We start from the raw sequence: 23,322 nt of genomic DNA on the forward strand, positions 1-23,322 counted from the left end.
GATTATTAGTTTGGCCCTCCTATACATTAATTTAGAAGTTAAAGATATTTTTAATGATTATAGGACGGTGATTTTTAATTGATTTTTATCTATGCATGTTAAGAAAAATCTACTGCGCACTGTCACGAAATTCATAATGTGTATATAAAATATTATTCAGGTATTAATGTGAAAAAGATTGCTGTAATTATACCCTCTGTTCAAAATGTTGGTCCAGTCCGTGTGGCTTATGACATAATAGAAGAATTAAAGAATAAATATTCAGAGGCATCTGATATGGTTTATTTTGAAGTTTTCTATTTGGACAGTAAAGGCAACATGCAATTTCCTTGCGATCAAAATAAATTGACTCTTAAAAATTTTCACAAGTTATATGACTTCGACGTTATTCATTCACATATGATTCGACCAGATTTTATCAACGCTATTACTCCCTTTTTTAAAGGAAAGAAGGTTTCTACTATTCATAATATTGTGGAAACGGATCTTTTTTATTCTTATGGCAAAACTATTTCCTTTGTTTTTAGTAAGATTTGGAGGTTGATATGGTGTCAATTGGATACCAAGATAGTTTTGACAGATGTTGCTAAGAAATATTATATAGAAAAAATAAAAATCAATGAAAATGAAATTGAAGTAATCAATAATGGCGTTGAACCTTTAAATAAAAAATCTGATTTTGACAAGGATATATTCGATGTTGCAAGTGATTTTAGATCTAAAGGACTAAAAATCTTAGGCTCTATTGCACTTTTTAATAAAAGAAAAGGATTAGAGCAAATTATTCGAGTGCTTGCAATTGACCCCGGATTATCCTGTATTATTATTGGAGATGGCCCAATAATGGATGAATTAAATTCACTAAGTGAATCACTAGGTGTGGTCGATAGAGTTTATTTTCCTGGTTTTAGGGATAATGGGAAAGAGCATATGTTTTTGTTCGATTGCTATGTTATGCCTAGTCGGGAGGAAGGTTTTCCGCTGGCATTAACTGAAGCTTTAAGTAGCAATGTCGTGACCGTGTGTTCTGACATACCTGTTTTTAAGGAAATATTAGATTATGACACAACTACATTCTTTCAATTAGATGATATTATCTCACTAAAAAAAGCCATTCATCATTCTATTAGCAATTCAAATAGATTAGCCAATGCAGCAAGGATTAAATTTGATACGGCTTATACGCGAGAAGTTATGGCTGATAATTACTTAGATATATATCTTAAGTAGAGTATGTTTTTACATTTTTCTTACAGTGTCCTAGCATTTGGAGTGCTTTATTGTGGCCAGTGTCGTGGTTTTACTTGCAGCGTACAATGGAATGGAATGGATTGAAGAGCAAGTTCAGTCCATATTAAATCAAAAAAATGTTGTCTTGGATATCTATCTAAGTGTTGATGTTTCTACTGACGGCACAGAGAAGTTTTGCGCAGAGTTGACTGCAAAATATGATAACATTCATATGTTGCCATATGGTGAGAGATTTGGCGATGCTGCAAGTAATTTTTATCATTTAATAAAGAATGTTGATGTAAGTGGTTATGATTTTATATCGTTTTCGGACCAGGATGATATATGGTATGAAGATAAACTTTTCAGAGCAGTGACCAAATTATCCAGTGGGGAATACGCTGGCTATTCAAGTAATGTGCTTGCTTTTTGGAGGGATGGACGGACAAAAATAATAAATAAATCACAGAAGCAGGTTGAATATGATTTTTTATTTGAATCAGCAGGTCCTGGTTGTTCGATTGTTATTAATAAAAACATTGCATGTGCATTTAGAAAAATTCTGATAGAAAGTGATGAGATAAAAGAAATTGAATATCATGACTGGTTTGTCTATGCGCTTGCACGCAGTTCTGGATGTAAATGGTATATTGATGCTTTACCCTCCATGAAGTATCGACAGCATGAGCGCAATCAAATAGGGGCTAATAATAGCTGGCGTGCTGCAATGAAGCGTATATCTATGATTCAAAGTGGTTGGTATAGGAGCCAAATAAAAAGAACGATAAGTGTACTTTCTATACATGACCAATTCTTATTTCGATGCCTTTCAGACCGAAGTTTAAGCTCGCGTATTTTGTTGCTTAAAAACATCAATAAAATAAGAAGAAAGTTTTCTGAGCGAGTTTTTTTCTTTGTCATTGTTGCGATGGGATTATTTTAATTGCGAAAGAGGTCTCAATTTAATCTATTTCATAATATACGTTAAAGGGGACGTCAGTGATAATAATGCTAAAAGTATAGTTTCTGGATGAGTTATTCAATATTACAATTGTTTGTTTCTGGCTAAGCACTTTGAGCTGTTAGAGTATGAACAAGAACTTATTCATCATATGATGATTAGCAACGAGACCCATTTAGTGTCAATAGTATAACTATCTAAAAGACAGGAGTATGTAATGTCCAAGCAGCAGATCGGCGTTGTTGGTATGGCCGTGATGGGGCGCAACCTGGCGCTGAACATCGAAAGCCGTGGTTATACCGTTTCCGTGTTCAACCGCTCCCGTGAGAAGACTGAAGAAGTCGTCGCAGAGAACCCAGGCAAGAAGCTGGTTCCTTACTACACGGTGAAAGAGTTTGTTGAATCCCTCGAAACACCGCGTCGTATCCTGTTAATGGTGCAAGCGGGCGCAGGCACTGATGCCGCAATCGACTCTCTGAAACCTTACCTGGATAAAGGCGACATCATCATTGATGGCGGCAACACTTTCTACCATGACACGATTCGTCGTAACCGTGATCTGTCGGCTGAAGGTTTCAACTTTATCGGTACGGGTGTTTCCGGTGGGGAAGAGGGGGCGCTGAAAGGCCCATCCATCATGCCTGGCGGCCAGAAAGACGCTTACGAGCTGGTTGCTCCAATCCTGACTAAAATTGCCGCAGTGGCTGAAGATGGCGAGCCTTGCGTAACGTACATCGGGCCTGATGGCGCTGGTCACTATGTGAAGATGGTTCACAACGGTATCGAATACGGCGATATGCAGCTGATCGCAGAAGCTTATTCTCTGCTGAAGCATGGCCTGGACCTGTCTAATGAAGAGCTGGCAGAAACCTTTACCGAATGGAACAAAGGTGAGCTGAGCAGCTACCTGATCGACATCACCAAAGATATCTTCACCAAGAAAGATGAAGACGGTAAATACCTGGTTGATGTGATTCTGGACGAAGCCGCTAACAAAGGTACCGGTAAATGGACCAGCCAGAGCTCTCTGGATCTCGGTGAGCCACTGTCCCTGATTACAGAATCCGTGTTTGCACGTTATATCTCTTCCCTGAAAGAGCAGCGCGTCGCGGCATCTAAAGTGCTGAGCGGTCCGCAGGCTAAACCGTTCTCCGGTGACAAAGCCGAGTTCAGCGAAAAAGTTCGCCGTGCCCTGTATCTGGGTAAAATCGTTTCTTATGCTCAGGGTTTCTCCCAGCTGCGTGCCGCTTCTGAAGAGAACAACTGGGATCTGAACTACGGTGAGATCGCGAAGATTTTCCGTGCGGGCTGTATCATCCGCGCGCAGTTCCTGCAGAAAATCACCGACGCTTATGCTGAGACTCCGGCGATTGCTAACCTGCTGCTGGCCCCATACTTCAAGAAGATTGCTGACGATTACCAGCAGGCGCTGCGTGATGTGATTTCTTACGCTGTTCAAAATGGTATTCCAACGCCGACCTTCTCCGCTGCGATTGCCTACTACGACAGCTACCGTGCTGCCGTGCTGCCGGCTAACCTGATCCAGGCTCAGCGTGACTACTTCGGGGCGCACACCTATAAGCGTACCGACAAAGATGGCGTCTTCCACACCGAATGGTTAGATTAATCTTAAAATCTGACGTCTAGTTAAAAAGGGTCCTTCTTCAGGGACCCTTTTTATGTAATCTAAGCTGAGTTATATATTTTGTGCTTTGAGTAACAGTGACTTCTTTTTGAATCATTCCTGTTATTTTAGTTTTTAGCTATGTGAAATGTTTGTGGTTCTTCTGATAGTGCGGAAAAATTAATAAATTCCTAGGGTTATTATGAATACAAATAATAGTAATGTGACAAAGGTTAATACTGAGAGTCACAATGAAGAATCAATTGATTTAATTGATCTCCTTATACAGCTTTGGCGTGGTAAAAAAATAATCTCGATCTTTGTCATTGCCTTCATTTTATGTGCTGTTGCATATCTTTTCGTCGCTAAAGAGAAATGGACCTCATCTGCTATCGTAACCTTGCCGGATGCCGGGCAGCTTTCTAACTATAGCAACGCGATGAACGTTCTGAGTATTCAGCATCCAGATAGTGCACCTACGCTGATTGATGTTCAGCAGCGCTTCTTTGGACGTTTTAATGCTGCAATTTCCGCGTTATCTGAGCAGTTGGACAATCAGCAGAAACGCGAACAGTTAACCATCGCACCTGCTGCAAAGGATCAGCCTTTGCCGCTAAAAATAAGCTACGTAGCTAATTCCGCGCAGCAGGCGCAGAAAACGTTGAATGTCTATCTACAGCAAATCAATAAGCGCACGGTTAGCGAGCTTGATGATGACCTTAAGACTTCAATTGATGCAAAAATAAGTGATATAAAAGAGCAGCTCAGTGCAAAAGAAAAAGTTGCCAAAGAGAAGCAGCAAAAACGACTTGATGAGCTAAACCAGGCGCTGATTGTCGCTCAACAGTCCAATATTACTAAGCCTGTAGTCTCTCAGGCGGAAACCTTGTCTCAGGATACCCTGTTTGTACTGGGTAGCGAGGCGCTTTCTTCGATGATTAAAAATGAAGCCTCTCGTCCTCTGCCGTTGGATAACTCTTACTTCAACGCCCGCCAGGCGTTGCTTGCGGTTAGTGAGTTAAAATCGACGCCAGAAACAACCTATGCGTTCCGCTATATCATGAAGCCAACTTTGCCTGTGCGTAAAGACGGCCCGAAAAAAGGCCTGACGCTCGTGCTGGCTGCCTTGCTGGGTATTATTGTCGGTTCAGGTTATGTCCTGGGACGTAACGCGCTGCGTAACTATAAACCAGCTGCGTAAGCCCGCTAAAAAAACAAAAGGCCGCGTTAGCGGCCTGAGAGTGCTGACAAAGTTCATTGTTCTAAAAAAGCCCGAACCCAGGTCTAATAAAAACAATGAATAATGTTCTCTGGTTTGCCCCAAACAGTCGAAAACCACGTTTTCGGCTGTTTGTCATCATTCTGAGGCCGCGTTAGCGGCCTTTTTTACGTCCATTCCCCGGTTTATTTATGCCGAGCCCGTAAATTTTCAATCACCGTGCTCAGGTCCAAATCCTGATCCTGCAGCAGCACCAGCAGGTGATACATCAAGTCAGAAGCCTCATTGGTCAGCTCGTGGCGATCGTTCACGGTTGCCGCCAGTGCGGTTTCCACGCCTTCTTCCCCTACCTTCTGAGCAATACGTTTGGTGCCGCTGGCATACAGTTTCGCGGTGTAAGAACTTGTCGGATCGGCGGTTTTGCGCGAAGCCAGCAGCTGTTCCAGCTCGAACAAGAAATGCCAGTCGTGGTGCGCTTCACCGAAGCAGCTTGAGGTGCCGAGGTGACAGGTTGGGCCGATGGGGTTAACCAGCACCAGCAGCGTATCGTTATCGCAGTCCGGAGCAATTCGCACCACGTTCAGGAAATGCCCTGACGTTTCACCTTTGGTCCACAGGCGCTGTTTGGTGCGCGAGAAGAAGGTGACTTTGCCGCTCTCAAGGGTTTTCGCCAGCGCGTCCTGGTTCATATAGCCGAGCATCAGGACTTCGCCGGACGCCGCGTGCTGAACGATCACCGGCATCAGGCCATCGGTTTTTTCCCAGTCCAGCTGGGATAGCTGTTGTTCTGTTAACACACTCGAATCTCCACGCCTTGTTGAACCAGAAACGCCTTCAGTTCACCAATATTGATAATTTGCTTATGGAACACGGAAGCCGCCAGAGCGCCGTCAACGTCCGCATCGCGGAAGGCTTCATGGAAGTGTTCCATGGTGCCAGCGCCGCCGGAGGCGATAAGCGGCACGTGGCATACTTCACGCACTTTCTTCAACTGAGCCAGGTCGTAGCCGTTACGCACGCCATCCTGGTTCATCATATTCAGGACGATTTCCCCCGCGCCGCGTTTCTGCACTTCCTGCACCCAGTCCAGCGTTTCCCATTTTGTTACGCGAGTGCGGCTTTCGTCGCCGGTGTACTGGTTCACGTGATATTTGCCGGTTTCAGCATCAAACCAGGTATCAATGCCGACCACGATACACTGCACGCCAAAGCGATCGGCCAGGCGAGTGATAAGCTCAGGATCGGCCAGGGCAGGGGAGTTAATGGAAATCTTATCCGCGCCGAAGGAGAGGATCTGAGCCGCATCTTCGACGGACTTGATCCCGCCCGCCACGCAGAAAGGAATATCGATCACTTCGGCAACGCGAGTCACCCAGCTTTTGTCCACTACGCGGCCGTCGCTTGAGGCGGTGATATCGTAAAATACCAGCTCGTCTGCGCCTTCCTGAGCGTAGCGTTGCGCCAGCGGCACGATGTCGCCGATGATTTCGTGATTACGGAACTGCACGCCTTTGACAACCTGGCCGTCACGCACGTCCAGGCAAGGAATTATCCGTTTTGCCAGCATGAAATGGCCTCCTTCACGTTAAATTTACCTTCCAGAAGCGCGCGCCCAACGATCACGCCTTTCACGCCGCTGCCGCGCAGGGCGGCAATATCTTCAAGCCCACCGATACCGCCGGAGGCCTGAAACGCCACCTGCGGGAAACGCGCGCAAACTTCCTGATAAAGCTCAACGTTTGAGCCTGCCAGCGTACCGTCGCGAGAAATGTCGGTGCACAGCACATGTTTCAGGCCGAACGGCAGAAACTGTTCGACAAGCTGCTCCAGCGTGGTGCCGGAGGTTTCCTGCCAGCCGCTAACCGCAACCTGTTTGTTACCCTCGGCGTCAATACGCACATCCAGCGCCAGCACTAGGGCATTGGCGCCAAAACGTTCAAACCAGCCCTGCACCAGCTCAGGGGATTTCACCGCGGTAGAGCCGACAACTACGCGAGCTGCACCGGCTTCCAGCAGGGCTTCAACGTCCTGCTCGGTGCGAACGCCGCCGCCAACCTGAACCGGCACGCTTACGCCTGCCAGCAGCTTTTGCAGCAGCGGGATTTGGCGAGCCGCCGGGTCTTTGGCTCCGGTCAGGTCAACGAGGTGCAACACTTCTGCACCCTGCGACTGATAATCCTGTAAACGCGGCAGCGGGTCGCTGCCATAATCGCGCTGCTGGCCGTAATCTCCCTGATGGAGGCGCACCACTTTGCCGTCAATTAAATCAAGTGCCGGGATTATCATGGCCTACATCTCCAGAAAGTTTTTCAGCAGCTGAGAGCCAGCCGCACCGGAACGCTCAGGGTGGAACTGAACGCCCCAGAAGTTATCCTTTTGTACCGCCGCGGTGAAAGCTTCGCCGTAGTTCGCCTGGGCGATAGTATTTTCGCAGACCGGCATCGCATAGCTGTGGACGAAGTAGAAGTACGCCCCGTCGTCAATGCCGCGGAACAGGCGGTCGCCCGCTTTCGGGTAAACCCGGTTCCAGCCCATGTGCGGCAGCGGCAGGCCAAAATCTTTCATCTGCAACACCGGCTGCTCGATAATGCCCAGCATCTCGACGCCATTGCTTTCGTCGCTGCGGCTGCCGAGGAGCTGCATACCCAGGCAAATGCCCAGCACGGGCTGAGTACAGGCTTTGATCAGCTCCACCAGATCGCGCTCAATGATTTGGTTCATCGCTGCCTGAGCGGTGCCTACGCCGGGTAAAAATAGCTTATCGGCGCGCAGTACCACATCCGGATCACGGCTCACCTGCGGCTCATATCCGTGGCGCTGAATGGCCGACTTCACCGAATGCAGGTTGGCGCAGCCCGTATCGAGGATCACCACGTTCATTACAGCACTCCTTTCGAAGAGGGGAGCGTATCGCCCTCGACGCGAATCGCCTGGCGTAGGGTGCGGCCAAAGACTTTGAACAGGCTCTCCACGCGGTGGTGATCGTTCTTGCCTTTGGTCTTCAGGTGCAGCGTCACACCCATGGTGTAAGAAAGCGAGCGGAAGAAGTGCTCCACCATCTCGGTGCTGAGGTCACCCACGCGCTGGTAGTTGAACTCGGCTTTGTATTCGAGGTGCGGGCGGCCGGAGATATCCAGCGCACAGCGGGCCAGACATTCATCCATCGGCAGCACAAAGCCAAAACGAGTGATGCCGCGTTTGTCGCCCAGCGCCAGCTTAAGCGCCTCGCCCAGCGCCAGGCCGGTATCTTCGACGGTGTGGTGATCGTCGATGTACAGATCGCCCTTAACCGCGATCTCCATGCGGAAGCCGCCGTGGGTGCAGATCTGGTCCAGCATGTGGTCAAAGAAGCCGACGCCGGTGGCAATTTTGCTGCCGCCTTCGCGATCCAGCCAGACTTTGACGTCAATCTGCGTTTCTTTAGTATTGCGTTCTACGTGAGCGTAGCGATCGCGCTTAGTGAGTTTCTCGGCGATTTGCTTCCAGTCCAGGCCGTCGCTGTTGTAGCGCAGTCCCTGAATGCCCATATTTTCGGCCAGCTCGATGTCCGTCGCGCGGTCGCCAATCACGTAGCTGTTGGCTTTATCCAGTGCGCCTTCCTGCAGATACCCGGTCACCAGCGCCAGCTTTGGCTTGCGGCAGCCGCAGTTGTCCGCAGGCAGGTGAGGGCAAATCAGCACTTCATCGAAAATGATGTCCTGAGAGGTCAGCACCTGCATCATCAGGTTGTGCGGGCCGTCGAAATCGGCCTGCGGGAAGCTGGCAGTGCCCAGCCCGTCCTGATTGGTGATCATCACCAGGCGGTAGCCCGCCTTTTGCAGCTGCAGCAGAGCCGGGATCACCGCAGGCTCAAAGGCGAGTTTCTCCATGCGGTCGACCTGGTAATCGCTCGGTGGCTCGGAAATCAAGGTCCCGTCGCGGTCGATAAAAAGTACTTTCTGGCTCATTTGCTCTCCGTGGCTTGCAGGCCGGGTTGCTGACGCAGCGCATCGATAGCGCGCTGGCACTCTTCGCGTGTGCCAATGCTGATGCGCAGGCAGCCGCTTAACGTCGGTTGTTTATACTGGTCACGTAAGATAATGCCCTGATCCCACAGCGATTTAAAGACCGCGCTGGAGGCGGTAATTCTGGCGATAACGTAATTGGTTTCGCTGTCGAAAACCTGCTCAACGCAAGGGACGCTTTTCAGCTCATTGATCAGGTACTGGCGATTCAGCAGCACTTCGGCAACGCGCTCGCGCATCGCGTTAATGCCCTGCGGGCTAAGCGCCTGGGCGGCGATGTCGGCCACCGGCGTAGAAAGCGGGTAAGGGGCGATGACTTTTAGCAGCAGATTAATAACTTCTTCATTCGCCAGCGTAAAGCCGCAGCGCAGGCCCGCCAGCGCAAACGCTTTAGAGAGCGTACGCAGCACGACCAGGTTTGGGTATTCTTTCAGCCAGCCTGCCAGCGTCGCCTGTGGGCAGAATTCGATATACGCTTCGTCGGCAACCACCAGCGCTTTGCCGCGGGTCATTTCCAGCAGCACGCGCAGATCCTGCGGATTAATCAACTGGCCGGTCGGGTTATTCGGGCTACAAACATAAACGACTTTTACGCCGTCGAGGTTTTCTGCAATCACCGGCAGGTCAAGCTGCCAGTTATCCAGCGTGGCAACGGTGCGGCACTCTACGCCAAAAGTCTCGGCGCTGACGGTGTACATGCCGTACGTCGGCGGGCAATAGAGAATGGCGTCTTTGCCCGGTTCGCAAAACGCGCGAATCAGCAGTTCAATGCCTTCATCCGCACCACGGCTCACCAAAACCTGCTCAGGCTTCACGCCCGCGTAGCTGGCATAGTTGGCGATGACCTGCTTTGGCTGGCACTCCGGGTAGCGGTTCAGCGTCTGCGCGGTTAACTGAAATTCTACCGGCGTCGGGTATTCGTTGGCGTTCAGCCACACGTCGCCGTTCCCGCCCAGGCGGCGGGCGGACTGATAAGGGGTCAGGGCGCGAACGTTGGCGCGGGCTAACTCTTCGATGCTCATGCTTGCTCCTTAAGGGCGGCGACGCGTAGGGTTACGGCGTTTTTGTGGGCGGTCAGCTGCTCGGCGGCGGCCAGGATCTCAATGGTTTTTGCCAGCGAGGCAAAACCTTGAGGAGAGAGTTCCTGCACGGTCATCCGCTTCTGGAAGTCCGCCAGCCCAAGGCTTGAGCAGGTGGAGGTGTAACCGTAGGTCGGCAGCACGTGATTCGTCCCGGAGGCATAATCGCCCGCGGACTCAGGCGACCAGTCGCCAAGGAACACCGAACCTGCGCTGGTAATGTCATCCACCAGCTCACGGGCGTTGCGCGTCTGGATGATCAGGTGCTCAGGGCCGTATTGGTTTGATATCTCGATACATTGCGCTAAATCACGAGCGATAATTAAGCGGCTGCTTTCCAGCGCCTTGCGGGCAGTTTCTGCGCGAGGCAGGGCAGCCAGCTGGCGCTCAACGGCCTCGGCAACGGCCTGAGCCATGGCGCTGTCCGGGGTTAGCAAGACCACCTGAGAATCCGGGCCGTGTTCCGCCTGAGAAAGCAGGTCAGAGGCCACGAAGTCAGGCGTTGCGCCACTGTCTGCAATCACCAGCACTTCAGACGGGCCTGCGGGCATATCGATGGCCGCGCCGTCGAGACGCTGGCTAACCTGGCGCTTCGCTTCGGTGACGAAGGCGTTGCCGGGTCCAAATATTTTGTCCACTTTCGGAATGCTTTCCGTACCAAGCGCCAGAGCGGCAATGGCCTGCGCGCCGCCTACCTGAAACACTTCCTGCACGCCGCAAAGCTGGGCCGCATAAAGAATTTCGTCGGCAATCGGTGGCGGAGAGCAAAGCACCACTTTTTTGCAGCCAGCGATGCGGGCCGGCGTGGCCAGCATCAGCACGGTGGAAAACAGCGGGGCGGAGCCGCCAGGGATGTACAGGCCAACGGAGGCTACCGGGCGGGTAACCTGCTGGCAGCGCACGCCGGGCATAGTTTCCACATCTACCGGAGCAAGCTGCTGCGCAAGGTGGAACTTCTCAATGTTAGCGACGGCCACGGCCATCGCCTCTTTAATCTCGTCGCCGAGTCTCGCCACGGCTTCATCGATTTGCTGCTGAGTGACCTGCAGTTGCTTCACTTCAGTTTTATCGAACTTCGCGCTGTACTCGCGCAGGGCTTCGTCACCGTTGCTTTTAACGTTATCCAGGATTTCTGCCACGGTGCGGGTAATGCTGTCCGAAGCGGAGATGGCCGGGCGCATCAGCAGCGCACGGCGAGCGGCTTCGTCGCAGTCGTTCCAGTTAATCAGCGTGTTGAAGTTGCTCATCACATCACTCCATCATCTTCTCAATGGGCAGTACCAGAATAGAGCTGGCGCCCAGCGCTTTCAGCTTCTCCATGGTTTCCCAGAACAGCGTTTCGCTGCTGACCATGTGCATCGCCACGCGCTGCTGGTCGCCTGCCAGCGGCAGAATGGTTGGGCGCTCGGCACCCGGCAGCAGGGCAATCACTTCGTCCAGACGCTCGGTTGGCGCGTGCAGCATGATGTACTTGGACTCGCGGGCCTGAATCACGCCCTGGATACGGGTCAGCAGCTTGTCGATCAGCTGCTGTTTGGCTTCCGGCATTTCGCCATCGCGCTGGATCAGGCAGGCTTTGGAGCGATAGATAACTTCCACTTCACGCAGGCCGTTGGCCTCAAGCGTTGCGCCGGTAGACACCAGATCGCAGATGGCGTCGGCCAGGCCAGCGCGCGGAGCCACTTCCACCGACCCGTTCAGCAGGCAGGATTTAAACTGCACGCCTTTCTGGTCGAGGTAGCGTTTTAACAGGTGCGGGTAAGAGGTCGCGATACGTTTGTTATTGAGGCCGGCCGGGCCATCCCACGGCTCGTCCACGGCGGTGGCCAGCGACAGGCGGCAGCCGCCGAAGTCCAGGCGGCGCAGCGTGTAATAGCGAGGATCGTCACCCTGAGCGCGGCGCGTCAGTAACTCTTCTTCGAGGACGTTTTCACCGATAATACCGAGGTCAACTACGCCGTCCATCACCAGCCCTGGAATGTCGTCATCACGGACGCGCAGAATGTCGATCGGCATGTTTTCCGCCAGCGCAATCAGGCGCTGCGTGTGCAGGTTGATTTTTATGCCGCAGCGGGCCAGTAATTCGCGTGAATCGTCGCTAAGACGGCCAGATTTCTGCATAGCTATGCGTAAACGGTTGTTGTCGGTCATCGGTAGTTACCCCTTATTCATTCCTGTCTGACGCCCAATAAAAAAGCCCCCGGAAGATATCTTCCGGGGGCTTTTTCTCGCGTTCACGCACCACTGGAAGATCTTTTCGTCTCCCAGCACCAATCGCCTGAAAGACTAGTCAGGGTGATGGTGATGATGGTGGTTTTTAAACTGAGCGCGTGTCATAAAATTCTCGTATGAATGACTATTCATTATGTGCCAATTAACGTAAACCAGATTACGCGTTGAGTGCAAGGGGTTTTTTCCCGGTTCATTAATATTCTGTTTGGCTGCGGGAATTGTCAGTTCTGCCTGGGTGGCGTAGCCTTAACGGAGAGCTAAATTCACTCGTCAGAAGATAATGCTGCAAGGTCAGGAGACAAGGCATGAAAAGGGTCGCGATAGTCGGTTTAGGGTGGTTGGGAATGCCGCTGGCGCTCTCATTGTCAGCGCGGGGCTTTCAGGTCAGCGGAAGCAAAACGACGCTGGATGGCGTAGAAGCTGCCCGCATGTGCGGAATTGAAAGTTATCAGCTGCAGCTGCAGCCGGAACTGGTATGCGACAGTGACGATCTGGCTGAGCTGCTGGACGTCGATGCATTAGTGGTCACGCTTCCCGCCCGACGCAGCGGTGAAGGCGATGACTTTTATCTTCAGGCGGTGCAGGAAATTGTCGATAGCGCGCTCGCGCATTCCGTTCCCCGCATCATTTTTACCAGTTCGACCTCGGTATATGGCGAAGGCGAGGGGAGCGTGAAAGAGACGACGCCGCTGCGGCCCGTCACCGCCAGCGGTAAAGTACTTAAAGAACTTGAAGACTGGCTGCACAAGCTGCCGGGGACGTCGGTGGATATTCTCCGGCTTGCCGGGCTGGTGGGGCCGGAACGCCACCCCGGGCGTTTTCTGGCGGGGAAAAAGGATGTTGCGAACGGGCAGCACGGCGTAAACCTGGTGCATCTGGAAGACGTCATTGCTGCCATTACGCTGCTGCTTCAGGCACCGAAAGGCGGACACATTTATAATCTCTGCGCGCCAACCCACCCAACGCGCGAAGAGTTTTATTCGCACATGGCCCGGCAAATTGGCCTGGAGGCGCCGCTGTTCCGCAAAGAAGCCGAAACCGGCCACGGCAAGCTGATTGACGGCAGCCGTATCTGTAATGAGCTAGGCTTCGAGTATCAATATCCTAATCCGCTGGTCATGCCGATGCAGTAAGTTCAGCCCCGGCGTGCTAAGCGCACCCGGGGGTGAGTATTAAACCTTTGCTTGACGTGCTGATAATTCTCGATGCGCTGGATAAAGAAGGGAGCTTTGCTGCCGCGGCGGCAAAGCTTTTTAAAACCCCTTCGGCGCTGAGCTACAGCGTTCAAAAACTGGAAAGCGACCTTAATATTCAAATTCTCGACCGCAGCGGTCATCGGGCGCGTTTTACGCGAACCGGCCAGCTACTGCTGGAAAAAGGGCGAGAAATCCTGCACTCGGTTCGTGAACTGGAACAGCAGGCCATTAAGCTCCAGCAGGGCTGGGAGCACGAACTCACCATCGGGGTTGATAACGCCTTTCCGTTTTCTCTGCTTACACCGTTAATCGAAGCGTTCTACCAAAGCTATAGCGTGACTCGCCTTAAATTCATCAACGATGTGCTTGGCGGCTCGTGGGAAGCGCTCACCCAAGGGCGGGCGGATATTATCGTTGGGGCGATGAGCGAACCACCATCGCTGAGCGGTTTCGGCTTTACTCTGTTAGGCCGGCTGGAAATCGTTTTTGTTGTGGCTCCGCATCATCCGCTGGCAAAGGCCGGGGAGCCACTTCCCCGGCGATTAATCAAGCAGTCACGCGCCGTGGTGGTGGGAGACACCTCCAGAATAGAATCTGCTCGAGCTATGCATCTGCTTGAAGAGCAGGAAGCCATCACCGTATTTGACTTCAAAACCAAGCTCGAACTGCAAATCAGCGGCATTGGCTGCGGGTATATGCCGCGCTATATGGCGCAGCGTTATATCGACAGCGGCGCGCTGGTCGAAAAGCAGGTCGCGGGGCAGGTGTCCTATGTCCCGGTGTGGATTGGCTGGAATGAACAAACTGCCGGGCTCGCCAGTGAATGGTGGCGTGAGAAAATCGTCAGCGACCAGCGCATTGCTCAGGTGTATATGCCGGTAGAAAAATAGCCTCTTTATGACTGGCGATTTTTGCATAGCGCGGCTATGTTCAATGTCAGCCAGGCAGTACGTTAGAGCAGTGATACGCGTGGACAGGCCTATCTTCTTCTGCAGTGCTGAATGTGGGAGGTTTTACTTCCGCCAGACGCTGAAAAAGAAATTGCCAAAGATGGCTTTAACATCTTGTCATTGTGGCGCCGTATGGTGCAAAATACGCGCCAGCAAAAATAGAAGACTAACCGACGTTTAAGAGACGTCGGTTATTTTTTTGCAATCAATTAAGTCAGACAAACGGCATTTGCCAAAAAAACCAAGAGGCCGGGCTTCGTACCGGATAGATACTAGCTTTTAAAAAACGACAGTCGTGTCGCCGAGGAAATTCAGATGGGGCAGATTTTTGCTTTTGCGCAGGCTTTCTCTATTGAGGGAAACAACCATGTCGCTTAACGTCACCGCAGGTGCAAACACCCGCCCAGGTCTGCGTAAGACCCTGACGCTGGTTCCGGTAGTTATGATGGGCCTTGCCTACATGCAGCCGATGACCTTGTTTGATACTTTCGGTATTGTTTCCGGGATGACCGATGGCCATGTGCCGACGGCTTATGCCTTTGCTCTGGTGGCGATTCTGTTCACCGCGCTGAGCTATGGCAAGCTGGTGCGTCGTTTCCCGTCTGCGGGTTCTGCTTATACCTACGCCCAAAAATCCATTAACCCGCTGGTCGGTTTTATGGTGGGCTGGTCCTCGCTGCTGGACTATCTGTTCGCGCCGATGATTAACATCCTGCTGGCAAAAATCTATTTTGAAGCTCTGGTACCCGGCGTCCCTTCGTGGATCTTCGTAGTGGTGCTGGTTGGCTTTATGACCGTCTCTAACCTGCGCAGTGTAAAAACCGTTGCCAACTTCAACAGCGTCATCGTGCTGCTGCAAATCGTGCTGATTGCGGTCATTATGGGCATGGTGGTTTACGGCGTTTCCGGGGGTGAAGGCGCGGGTACTCTCACAAGCAGCAAACCGTTCTGGTCTGAAAACGCCCATATTGCACCGATGATTACCGGGGCAACTATCCTGTGCTTCTCGTTCACCGGATTTGACGGCATCAGCAACCTGTCTGAAGAGACCAAAGACGCCGAGCGTGTGATTCCTCGGGCTATCTTCCTGACCGCGCTGATTGGCGGCATGATCTTCATCGTTTCGACCTATTTCCTGCAGCTGTATTTCCCGGATATCTCTCGCTTTAAAGATCCGGACGCGTCTCAGCCTGAAATCATGCTGTTCGTGGCGGGTAAAGCTTTCCAGGTTGGCGCGCTTATCTTCTCCACCATTACCGTGCTGGCTTCCGGTATGGCGGCGCACACCGGCGTTTCTCGCCTGATGTACGTGATGGGCCGTGACGGCGTGTTCCCGAACCGCTTCTTCGGCTACATTCATCCGAAATGGCGTACCCCGGCGTTTAACGTGCTGCTGGTGGGTGCCGTAGCGCTGATGGCTATCGACTTTGACCTGGTAACCGCAACTGCGCTGATTAACTTCGGTGCGCTGGTGGCCTTTACCTTCGTTAACCTGTCGGTTATCTCGCAGTTCTGGATCCGCGAAAAGCGCAACAAGTCACTGAAAGACCATTTCAACTACCTGGTGCTGCCGACTATCGGTGCTCTGACCGTAGGCGCGCTGTGGATTAATCTGGAGCAAAGCTCGATGATCCTCGGCCTGATTTGGGGTGCAATCGGTCTGATTTACGTTGCCTGCGTAACCCGCAGCTTCCGTAACCCGGTTCCACAGTACAACGAAGACATCGCTTAATCAGTTTTGATGAAATAAGAATGGCTCCCGGTGGGAGCCATTTTTTTTGTCTGTAAAAAGCGTTAACCGACCAGGTATTGCGCGTATTCAAACAGCGCTTTCAACAACGCCAGTTTCTCTTTATCACCTTCATGCTGGTTATACAGCGTTTCCAGCTCAAGGGCGTAGGCCTGCAGGGCTTCCTGAGAAAGCACATCGCGGCGGTGATGCTGCCAGCGGTTTTGCTCCTCTTCGCTTAACGTGCCCGGCCAGTTGCGCGCCCGGTAGTTAAACAGCAGCTGCTCGATACGCTTATCGGCAAAGGTGATATCCAGCGCCGGTAGATTCTGCGGGTCAGTTTCCAGCACGATGCGCATTGCGGCGCGGTCAGCATCGCTGAAGAAACCGTTGTAAAGCTGGGCATCAACGTTATCGGAAGGCACAAATGGTTCGGCCTCGGCAAACAGCCTCACCACTTTTTCACGAACTTCCGGATGCTCACGCAGCACTTTCAGGTTATCAAGGCAGCGCTGGCGGTTTATGCCGAGGCGCTCGGCATCTTCCGGCCGCAGCGTGTTGGCGACGGCAAGTACCGGGCACTTATTCAGATGCACCAGCTTGATCGGCACCGCGGCGTTATCCCCCAGCTCGGATTTTGGCGTATACAGGCGGTCGCGCAGGGTGCCGGCGTCCAGCTCCAGTAGCGGGGAAATATCCCCGGCCAGGTCCACCATAATCACGGCATTGCGGTTATCGGGATGCCAGGCCAGCGGCGCTATCCAGCTGGTATTGCCGCGCTGTGCACCGAACATGCCGGACACGTGAACCAGCGGCTTCATCTGCGGGATATCAATCAGCGTCTGTAGTTTTTGCTTCGAGCGGTGGCTGTAGAGATAGTCAAACAGGCGCGGCTGACGTGTTTTAACCAGCTGCGCCATGGCGATGGTCGCATAGACGTCTGACATGGCATCGTGTGCGTTGGCGTGTTCAATGCCGTTAGCCTTCGTCAGGTGCTCAAGACGGAAGCTTGGCAGCCCGTCTTCGTTTTCCGGCCAGACGATACCTTCCGGGCGAAGGGCGTAGCAGGCGCGCATCACGTCGAGTAAATCCCAGCGGGAATTATCGTTCTGCCAGCTCCAGGCGTAAGGATCGTAGAAGTTGCGGTAGAAGATATTACGTGTCACTTCATCGTCGAAGCGCACGTTGTTGTAGCCCACCACGCAGGTCTTCGGCACGGTAAAAATACCGTGAATACGCTTTGCAAAATCCGCTTCGTTTTCGCCACGCGCCAGCGCCTGCTGAGGCGTTATGCCGGTAATCATCACGGCTTCTGGCTGAGGCAGGTAGTCATCCGCAGGCTTGCAGTAAAACACTTCCGGATCGCCAATAACGTTAAATTCGCCGTCGGTGCGGATGGCGGCAAACTGGGCCGGCCTGTCCAGCGAAGGGCTTTTGCCGAAGGTCTCGTAATCGTGAAAAAGAAATGTAGCAAGGGGAGCAGAATCAGACACAGAAGTTACCATTGAGCTAGTTGTATTCTGGCTCAATGGTAAACCATCTGCTGGCTCATCAGAAGGAAAAGCGCGTTTAAGATGTGGCCCGCTGGGACTTTAGCCCGACGCGGCTAATCAAGCGTTTACCCAGCGCGATACCGCGTTTTTCTACCTTGTGGTACAGCACAACTGCAATCAGCCAGACGGCCGGCAGCGCTATCACCGTTACAATCAGGAATCGAATGAGAGAAGGTTGGTGGGCAAAGGCGGTGTAGCGAACCAGCAGGCCGATGACGGGAATCACAAGCATCAGGTGCAGCAGATACACCGAGTAAGACACGTCCCCGAGGAACAGGCTAAACCGGCAGGTGAGCAGCCTGCGCGGAGCGTCTGTCATCCGGCTCAGGCGGCTTTCGCCCTGATGCTGCCAGAGCAGCAGCGTCATCCCAACAATCATCACGCACTCCGCTGCCAGCCGCAGGTGAGTTTCCGCAATATGCATCTGCCAGGCAATGACGGGGGCGAGCAGCGCCAGCGCGCAATAGCGCAGGTTTCTCTGCATCACCGTGTGAGATATCAGCATACCGGCGATAAACAGCGGCAGCTTTATCAGGATCATCGACGGCATCGGGAAGGCGTTGAAGTAGTCCGGAAAGAGCCAGCGCGCCGCCAGGCAAACGACCATCAGCAGCGCGGCGCTGACCGCAAACCCGTAGCGCATCACCAGCAACATGATGAACGGGAAGAGCAGGTAATACTGCATCTCAAGCCCAATACTCCAGTCGGGCAATACGGTGCGGAAGGAGTATTCCGGCAGCAGGCCGAAAATAAACGACAGGTGGCTGACAATGTTAGTAACGGAATGGTCGGCATAGCGGCTGCTTGCCGTGGCGGTAGTCGGCCAGGCGCTGGCGATTATATCGCGCATTTCGCCAAACCAGCCGCCAAAGAACAGGGCAATTATCAGCAGTAAATAATAGAGTGGGGCGATGCGAAAGAAGCGACGCAGCCAGAATACGCGAAATGTGTTGGGGCTATTCCACGGCTCTTTTTCCCGTCGTTCCTGATAATTTTTTGCCATCAAATAACCGGACAGCAAAATAAATAAATCAACCCCCATGCCCGGATCGTAGAGCACGGGGATGCGGCATTGCACCAGCAAACAAATGTGGCCGAGCAGAACCCAGAGCGATGCCAGACCGCGCAGCCCTTCCAGCTCGGGAGACCAGCGTTTACTTTCCACTATAAGATGACCTATATCTGTATTTTCTTCGGTCAGAGTAAAAATGAATCAAAGCCGCCACAATCAGAAAGTCGCGCAATCGGGGAATATCAGAATAAACGCAGGGCAACTTTCGGCAGGAATATATTCGTACAAATATCATTCATTATTATTACCAAATATGAAATGTCATATTTTCTTGCAATTTAAAGAAGCAAATTAACAAGAACTCCCGTAAAACGAGCCGCTGTAAATTAAGTCTTTGAGGATATTCCGTTGAAAACCCGCCTGCTTGTTGCCCTGAGCTTTTTGTCCCTTTCCGTTAACTCCGCGTTTGCTGATGATATTTTCCCCCATCAGCCGCAGCCGCCGCAGGTTCAGGCTGGCGCATGGGTGCTGATGGATTACACCACCGGGCAGGTGCTGACCGCAGGTAACGAGCACGTCCAGCGTAATCCGGCCAGCCTGACAAAGCTGATGACCGGCTATGTGGTAGACCGCGCTATCGACAGCAAACGTATCACGCCGGACGATGTGGTCACGGTGGGGAAAGACGCCTGGGCAAAAGGCAACCCGGTCTTTGATGGCTCATCGCTGATGTTTATTAAACCGGGCGACAGGGTCACCGTACGTGACTTAAGCCGGGGGCTTATTATTGATTCCGGTAACGATGCCTGCGTCGCGCTGGCAGATTATGTGGCCGGCGGGCAAAAGCAGTTTGTCGGCATGATGAACCACTATGTCGAGCAGCTTGGCCTGCATGACACCCATTTTGAAACCGTTCACGGCCTGGACGCGCCGGGGCAGCACAGTTCGGCCTATGATCTGGCCGTTCTGTCCCGCGCTATCATCCACGGCGAGCCGCAGTTCTACCATATGTACAGCGAGCGCAGCCTCACCTGGAACGGCATTACCCAACAGAACCGTAACGGCCTGCTGTGGGATAAAGCCCTGAACGTTGACGGCCTGAAAACGGGGCATACCGAAAGCGCCGGGTTCAACATTATCGCCTCCAGCGTGCTCGGCCAGCGCCGACTGATTGCGGTTATTATGGGCGGCCTTAGCTCAAAAGGGCGCGAAGAGCAGGCCCGCAAACTGCTGCACTGGGGGCAGGATAACTTCGACACCGTGCAGGTATTGCAAAAAGGCAAAGCCATCGGCAGCGAGCACATCTGGTACGGCGATAAGCCAGACATCAGCGTTGGCCCGGATCAGGACGTTTTTCTGGCGCTGCCTAAAGCTGAAGTCCCCAACATCAAGGCCAAATATGTGTTGAGCAAGCAGGATATGGAGGCGCCGCTGGCAGCCAATGCTCAGGTGGGCGAGATTCAGCTGTTCGATGGCGACAAGCTTATCTCCCAGTGGCCTCTGGTGAACCTCACGCCGGTAGAGAAAGGCGGGCTGTTTTCACGTCTCGGCGACTTCATCAGCCGTACGCTTTAATCCATTTACCACGCTCTTGAGCCGCGCTTCCTGCGCGGCTTTTTTGTCCCTGTTTCTTGCGAAACAGCTCCCAAAACTGGCAGCTTGTGCCGACGCCATAAACGCTATAGTGTATAAACGTACAGTGTATTTATTCATCAGCGTGGAGGCAGTATGACATTTAAAGTTCAGCACGTTCCGGCGCGAAAAGTGGCCGGCTTTCATCTGGTCGGGCCTTGGGAAACCACGGTTCCGCAGGGTTTTGGTCAGCTGGCGATGTGGGCACAAACCCACAGCCTGAATGGAGAATGGCTGGCTGTTTACTACGACGATCCCGATGTCGTTCCGGCGGAAAAGCTCCGCGTTGACACCGTGCTCGGCGTTTCTGATGACTTCAAGGTTCCGGCGAACAGCGAAGGCGTAGTCGTCACGGCTATCGAGGCCGATACCTACGCCATCGGGCACGCCAGGGTGGAAAATGAAGCTTTCCAGCAGGCCTGGGAAAACTTTTTCGACCAGATAGAGGCCGACGGCGGCTATCGGTTAACCGGAAAACCCTGCTATGAAATCTACCTGAACGACGGGTCTGCAACCGGCGTATGGGAAATTGATATGTATATCCCGGTCGCTAAAGCCTGACAGGAGAGAATCATGACGGAAGCTATCGCAGGGTTAAAGGTGTTATTCATTGCCGGTTATGGCCCTGTCCCGCGTGACGTGGCGGCAAGCGCCGAATTTTATCAGCAGGTGCTTGGCCTGCCGCTGAAGGCTATGGAAGGCAACGAAGACTATCTGGCAACGGAGAACGGCGCGCTGGACGGCGTGAAACATTTCGCACTCTGGCCGCTGGCTCAGGCGGCACAATCCTGTTTTGGCGTGGGCAGCTGGCCTGAAGACGTTAGTGCGCCACAAAGCTGGGTGGAGTTTGAAGTGGAAGACGTCGGGCAGGCGACGGCGGTGCTGAAGCAGTCAGGCTACAAAATGCTGGTGGATAACCGCCTGGAGCCCTGGGGGCAAACGGTGTCACGCCTGCTGAGCCCTGAAGGTTTTCTGGTTGGGGTTACGGTCACCCCCTGGCTGCGTTAGCGTCGGTCATCCTGGGCGGCAGGTTGCCGCCCCATTTCTGATATTCAGCAAAGAAACATGAAATATCCCGCGTAAAAGCCCTGCGCTCCGAGGCTTTATGATTTCTTTATGAGAAAAACGGGTACAATTTCTTTTTTGTTTTCGGAGAGCCGGGTGTGCGTCCCGACAAATCACTGACCCCGTTTGAGATCCGTATTTACCGCAACTATCGCGTTGCCCACGGTATACGCATCGCCCTTGCTTTTGTGCTGACGTTTGTTCTGGTTCGCCTGCTGCAGATCCCGGAAGGGACCTGGCCGCTGATCACGCTGGTGGTGGTAATGGGGCCTATCTCCTTTTGGGGAAACGTAGTGCCTCGCGCCTTCCAGCGCATTGGCGGCACCATCTTTGGGGCGGCCATCGGGCTGATAGCCCTCAAGCTTGAGCTTTTCTCTCTGCCGCTGATGATTATCTGGTGCGGGCTGGCAATGTTCCTGTGCGGCTATCTGGCACTCGGCAAACGCCCATACCAGGCGCTCCTTATCGGCATCACGCTCTCGGTGGTCGTGGGTGCGCCTCCGGGCGACATGGAGATTGCGCTGTGGCGAAGTGGCGACGTTATTTTTGGCTCTCTTCTGGCAATGTTGTTCACCAGCGTTTACCCACAGCGCGCGTTTATTCACTGGCGCATCCAGATGGCGACCTTCGTGCAGGCGTTCGGTAAGGTCTATACCGCCGGTTTTTCGCCAAACCTCGTGGACCGCCCGCGGCTGGAAAAACCGCTGCAGAAGATCCTCAATGACGTTGTTAAAATGCGTGCCTTGATTGGCCCTGCCAGCAAAGAAACCCGCATTCAGAAGTCGGTTTTTGAAGCCATTCAGACCATCAACCGCAACATGGTCTGTACTCTCGAGCTGCAGATAAACGCCTACTGGGCAACGCGGGCCAGCCATTTCGTGATGATCAACGCCCATACGCTGCGCGACACGCAGCAGATGACGCAGCGAACGCTGGCGGCCATTGCGAAGGCATTGCATGAAGGAAATCCTTCGCCAATCGCTGCCAACACTGAAAAGCTGAATGAGATCGTTCTGGAGCTACGGCAACTGATGGAAGAGGGTAAGGGAAGCGCGCTGCAGGAGACGCCGATTCATGGCTACGTCTGGCTTAGCCTCGAACTGGCCCGCCAGCTTGAGCTGCTGTCGCATCTTATTTGCCGGGCGCTGCGCAAATAGCGCGCGTAAAGTGCAGAAATGACAATGCTTGTTTCGATTCAGCAGAAATTGAGGTTAAGATAGGGCCAGCCCGTCAGTGAGATTGACAAAAAAATTGTCATCGTCAACCGCGACGACTAAGGTTATGGCGGTTGTCTTAACGAATCCGAGTACCAATTTAGCAGGGGTGTAAAAATGGAAAATATCAAACCTACCTTCCAGGACGTTCTGGAGTTTGTTCGTCTGTTCCGTCGTAAAAACAAACTGCAGCGTGAAATTCAGGACGTAGAGAAAAAGATCCGTGACAACCAGAAGCGTGTGCTGCTGCTTGATAACCTGAGCGACTACATCAAGCCGGGCATGAGCATCGAAGCGGTGCAGGGCATTATCGCCAGCATGAAAACCGACTACGAAGACCGCGTGGATGACTACATCATCAAAAACGCCGAGCTGTCTAAAGAGCGTCGTGAAATCTCTAAGAAGCTGAAAGTGATGGGCGAGCAGAAAGTGGCCGATACCAAAGCTGAATAACTTCAGTGAATCTAAAATAACCGCCTTCATGGGCGGTGATGAGGCTGCTGACAAAGTTCATTGCTCTAAAAAAGACCGAACCAGGTCTAATAAAAACAATGAATAATGTTTTCTGGTTTGCCCCAAACAGTCGAAAACCACGTTTTTCGGCTGTTTGTCATCAATCTGA

At 52.5% G+C, this 23,322-nt stretch carries 23 protein-coding genes and 1 other annotated feature; of the genes, 12 read left to right on the plus strand and 11 right to left on the minus strand.

All coding sequences use genetic code 11. The features are described from left to right. Positions 1-168 precede the first annotated feature (168 nt). The 4 genes from HX778_RS14655 (at position 169) to wzzB (ending at position 5,016) form a co-directional block, all read left to right on the plus strand. A complete protein-coding gene (locus HX778_RS14655) occupies positions 169-1,230 on the plus strand; it encodes a glycosyltransferase family 4 protein (protein ID WP_038481324.1) in 1,062 nt (353 codons plus the stop codon). Positions 1,231-1,282: 52 nt separating this feature from the next. Beyond that, on the plus strand, positions 1,283-2,173 hold the full coding sequence (locus tag HX778_RS14660; protein ID WP_144244071.1) for a glycosyltransferase: 891 nt from the start codon (positions 1,283-1,285) through the stop codon (positions 2,171-2,173). A 235-nt stretch (positions 2,174-2,408) separates the two neighbouring features. After that, entirely contained in the window at positions 2,409-3,818 is a 1,410-nt protein-coding gene (gene gndA / locus HX778_RS14665) for an NADP-dependent phosphogluconate dehydrogenase (protein WP_038481327.1), read from the plus strand. A gap of 199 nt (positions 3,819-4,017) precedes the next feature. Further along, a complete protein-coding gene (gene wzzB, locus HX778_RS14670; RefSeq protein WP_052049029.1) occupies positions 4,018-5,016 on the plus strand; it encodes an LPS O-antigen chain length determinant protein WzzB in 999 nt (332 codons plus the stop codon). A 203-nt stretch (positions 5,017-5,219) separates the two neighbouring features. On the opposite strand, the gene hisIE is transcribed toward wzzB, so the two are convergent. From hisIE to hisL, 9 genes are all read right to left on the minus strand, one after another. Continuing rightward, a complete protein-coding gene (gene hisIE / locus HX778_RS14675; RefSeq protein WP_038481331.1) occupies positions 5,220-5,831 on the minus strand; it encodes a bifunctional phosphoribosyl-AMP cyclohydrolase/phosphoribosyl-ATP diphosphatase HisIE in 612 nt (203 codons plus the stop codon). Next, positions 5,825-6,601, minus strand: a complete 777-nt coding sequence (hisF, locus tag HX778_RS14680) for an imidazole glycerol phosphate synthase subunit HisF (RefSeq protein WP_038481334.1) — start codon at positions 6,599-6,601, stop codon at positions 5,825-5,827. The genes hisIE and hisF overlap by 7 nt, the downstream gene beginning before the upstream one ends. Beyond that, entirely contained in the window at positions 6,583-7,320 is a 738-nt protein-coding gene (gene hisA, locus HX778_RS14685) for a 1-(5-phosphoribosyl)-5-[(5-phosphoribosylamino)methylideneamino]imidazole-4-carboxamide isomerase (RefSeq protein ID WP_038481337.1), read from the minus strand. The genes hisF and hisA overlap by 19 nt, the downstream gene beginning before the upstream one ends. A gap of 3 nt (positions 7,321-7,323) precedes the next feature. Next, a complete protein-coding gene (gene hisH, locus HX778_RS14690) occupies positions 7,324-7,914 on the minus strand; it encodes an imidazole glycerol phosphate synthase subunit HisH (protein ID WP_038481340.1) in 591 nt (196 codons plus the stop codon). After that, complete coding sequence (hisB, locus tag HX778_RS14695; protein WP_038481343.1) at positions 7,914-8,981, minus strand: bifunctional histidinol-phosphatase/imidazoleglycerol-phosphate dehydratase HisB; 1,068 nt, start codon at positions 8,979-8,981, stop codon at positions 7,914-7,916. The genes hisH and hisB overlap by 1 nt, the downstream gene beginning before the upstream one ends. Beyond that, positions 8,978-10,060, minus strand: coding sequence for a histidinol-phosphate transaminase (gene hisC / locus HX778_RS14700; protein WP_038481346.1), 1,083 nt, complete (start codon positions 10,058-10,060; stop codon positions 8,978-8,980). The genes hisB and hisC overlap by 4 nt, the downstream gene beginning before the upstream one ends. Beyond that, positions 10,057-11,364, minus strand: a complete 1,308-nt coding sequence (gene hisD / locus HX778_RS14705) for a histidinol dehydrogenase (protein ID WP_038481349.1) — start codon at positions 11,362-11,364, stop codon at positions 10,057-10,059. Before hisD ends, hisC begins: the two co-directional genes overlap by 4 nt. A 4-nt stretch (positions 11,365-11,368) precedes the next feature. Continuing rightward, a complete protein-coding gene (gene hisG / locus HX778_RS14710) occupies positions 11,369-12,268 on the minus strand; it encodes an ATP phosphoribosyltransferase (protein ID WP_038481352.1) in 900 nt (299 codons plus the stop codon). A gap of 37 nt (positions 12,269-12,305) precedes the next feature. Beyond that, positions 12,306-12,428, minus strand: a sequence feature (His leader region). After that, complete coding sequence (gene hisL / locus HX778_RS14715) at positions 12,404-12,454, minus strand: his operon leader peptide (protein ID WP_126358378.1); 51 nt, start codon at positions 12,452-12,454, stop codon at positions 12,404-12,406. (Overlaps the previous feature by 25 nt.) 200 nt (positions 12,455-12,654) lie before the next feature. On the opposite strand from hisL, the gene HX778_RS14720 reads away from it, so the two are divergent. The 3 genes from HX778_RS14720 (at position 12,655) to HX778_RS14730 (ending at position 16,227) form a co-directional block, all read left to right on the plus strand. Further along, on the plus strand, positions 12,655-13,482 hold the full coding sequence (locus HX778_RS14720) for an SDR family oxidoreductase (RefSeq protein ID WP_038481355.1): 828 nt from the start codon (positions 12,655-12,657) through the stop codon (positions 13,480-13,482). Between the two features lie 38 nt (positions 13,483-13,520). Further along, positions 13,521-14,435 carry a LysR substrate-binding domain-containing protein gene (locus HX778_RS14725; RefSeq protein WP_176982423.1) on the plus strand — a complete coding sequence of 305 codons (915 nt, stop codon included), beginning with the start codon at positions 13,521-13,523 and terminating at the stop codon, positions 14,433-14,435. 427 nt (positions 14,436-14,862) lie between these two features. After that, positions 14,863-16,227 (plus strand): APC family permease, encoded by a 1,365-nt coding sequence (locus tag HX778_RS14730; protein WP_038481358.1) that lies wholly within the window; start codon positions 14,863-14,865, stop codon positions 16,225-16,227. A 62-nt stretch (positions 16,228-16,289) separates the two neighbouring features. On the opposite strand, the gene sbcB is transcribed toward HX778_RS14730, so the two are convergent. Together sbcB and HX778_RS14740 are read right to left on the minus strand one after the other, a co-directional pair. Beyond that, a complete protein-coding gene (sbcB, locus tag HX778_RS14735) occupies positions 16,290-17,717 on the minus strand; it encodes an exodeoxyribonuclease I (RefSeq protein WP_176982421.1) in 1,428 nt (475 codons plus the stop codon). Positions 17,718-17,793: 76 nt separating this feature from the next. Continuing rightward, positions 17,794-18,945, minus strand: a complete 1,152-nt coding sequence (locus HX778_RS14740; protein ID WP_038481364.1) for an acyltransferase — start codon at positions 18,943-18,945, stop codon at positions 17,794-17,796. Between the two features lie 252 nt (positions 18,946-19,197). Between HX778_RS14740 and dacD the strand changes: the two genes are divergently transcribed. The 5 genes from dacD (at position 19,198) to HX778_RS14765 (ending at position 23,153) form a co-directional block, all read left to right on the plus strand. After that, the gene (dacD, locus tag HX778_RS14745; RefSeq protein ID WP_038481367.1) at positions 19,198-20,364 is read left to right on the plus strand and encodes a serine-type D-Ala-D-Ala carboxypeptidase DacD; all 1,167 of its coding nucleotides are present in this window, start codon (positions 19,198-19,200) and stop codon (positions 20,362-20,364) included. 153 nt (positions 20,365-20,517) lie between these two features. Beyond that, positions 20,518-20,982: a DNA gyrase inhibitor SbmC gene (gene sbmC / locus HX778_RS14750; protein ID WP_038481370.1), complete on the plus strand. Its 465-nt coding sequence runs from the start codon at positions 20,518-20,520 to the stop codon at positions 20,980-20,982. Positions 20,983-20,994: 12 nt separating this feature from the next. After that, positions 20,995-21,429: a VOC family protein gene (locus HX778_RS14755; RefSeq protein ID WP_176982422.1), complete on the plus strand. Its 435-nt coding sequence runs from the start codon at positions 20,995-20,997 to the stop codon at positions 21,427-21,429. Positions 21,430-21,584: 155 nt separating this feature from the next. Then, complete coding sequence (locus tag HX778_RS14760) at positions 21,585-22,643, plus strand: FUSC family protein (protein ID WP_038481376.1); 1,059 nt, start codon at positions 21,585-21,587, stop codon at positions 22,641-22,643. Between the two features lie 174 nt (positions 22,644-22,817). Further along, positions 22,818-23,153 carry a DUF496 family protein gene (locus HX778_RS14765; RefSeq protein WP_038481379.1) on the plus strand — a complete coding sequence of 112 codons (336 nt, stop codon included), beginning with the start codon at positions 22,818-22,820 and terminating at the stop codon, positions 23,151-23,153. The last annotated feature ends 169 nt before the right edge of the window (positions 23,154-23,322 follow it).

It is taken from the genome of Cedecea sp. P7760, assembly GCF_013386425.1.
Lineage (GTDB): Bacteria > Pseudomonadota > Gammaproteobacteria > Enterobacterales > Enterobacteriaceae > Cedecea > Cedecea selenatireducens.

Coding starts and splice junctions, on each gene's coding strand:
- hisG (WP_038481352.1), bottom strand. CDS start 12,268: ATGACCGACAACAACCGTTTACGCATAGCTATGCAGAAATCTGGCCGT.
- hisF (WP_038481334.1), bottom strand. CDS start 6,601: ATGCTGGCAAAACGGATAATTCCTTGCCTGGACGTGCGTGACGGCCAG.
- HX778_RS14765 (WP_038481379.1), top strand. CDS start 22,818: ATGGAAAATATCAAACCTACCTTCCAGGACGTTCTGGAGTTTGTTCGT.
- HX778_RS14755 (WP_176982422.1), top strand. CDS start 20,995: ATGACGGAAGCTATCGCAGGGTTAAAGGTGTTATTCATTGCCGGTTAT.
- hisC (WP_038481346.1), bottom strand. CDS start 10,060: ATGAGCATCGAAGAGTTAGCCCGCGCCAACGTTCGCGCCCTGACCCCT.
- hisH (WP_038481340.1), bottom strand. CDS start 7,914: ATGAACGTGGTGATCCTCGATACGGGCTGCGCCAACCTGCATTCGGTG.
- hisB (WP_038481343.1), bottom strand. CDS start 8,981: ATGAGCCAGAAAGTACTTTTTATCGACCGCGACGGGACCTTGATTTCC.
- hisD (WP_038481349.1), bottom strand. CDS start 11,364: ATGAGCAACTTCAACACGCTGATTAACTGGAACGACTGCGACGAAGCC.
- HX778_RS14730 (WP_038481358.1), top strand. CDS start 14,863: ATGTCGCTTAACGTCACCGCAGGTGCAAACACCCGCCCAGGTCTGCGT.
- hisA (WP_038481337.1), bottom strand. CDS start 7,320: ATGATAATCCCGGCACTTGATTTAATTGACGGCAAAGTGGTGCGCCTC.
- gndA (WP_038481327.1), top strand. CDS start 2,409: ATGTCCAAGCAGCAGATCGGCGTTGTTGGTATGGCCGTGATGGGGCGC.
- sbmC (WP_038481370.1), top strand. CDS start 20,518: ATGACATTTAAAGTTCAGCACGTTCCGGCGCGAAAAGTGGCCGGCTTT.
- wzzB (WP_052049029.1), top strand. CDS start 4,018: ATGAATACAAATAATAGTAATGTGACAAAGGTTAATACTGAGAGTCAC.
- HX778_RS14720 (WP_038481355.1), top strand. CDS start 12,655: ATGAAAAGGGTCGCGATAGTCGGTTTAGGGTGGTTGGGAATGCCGCTG.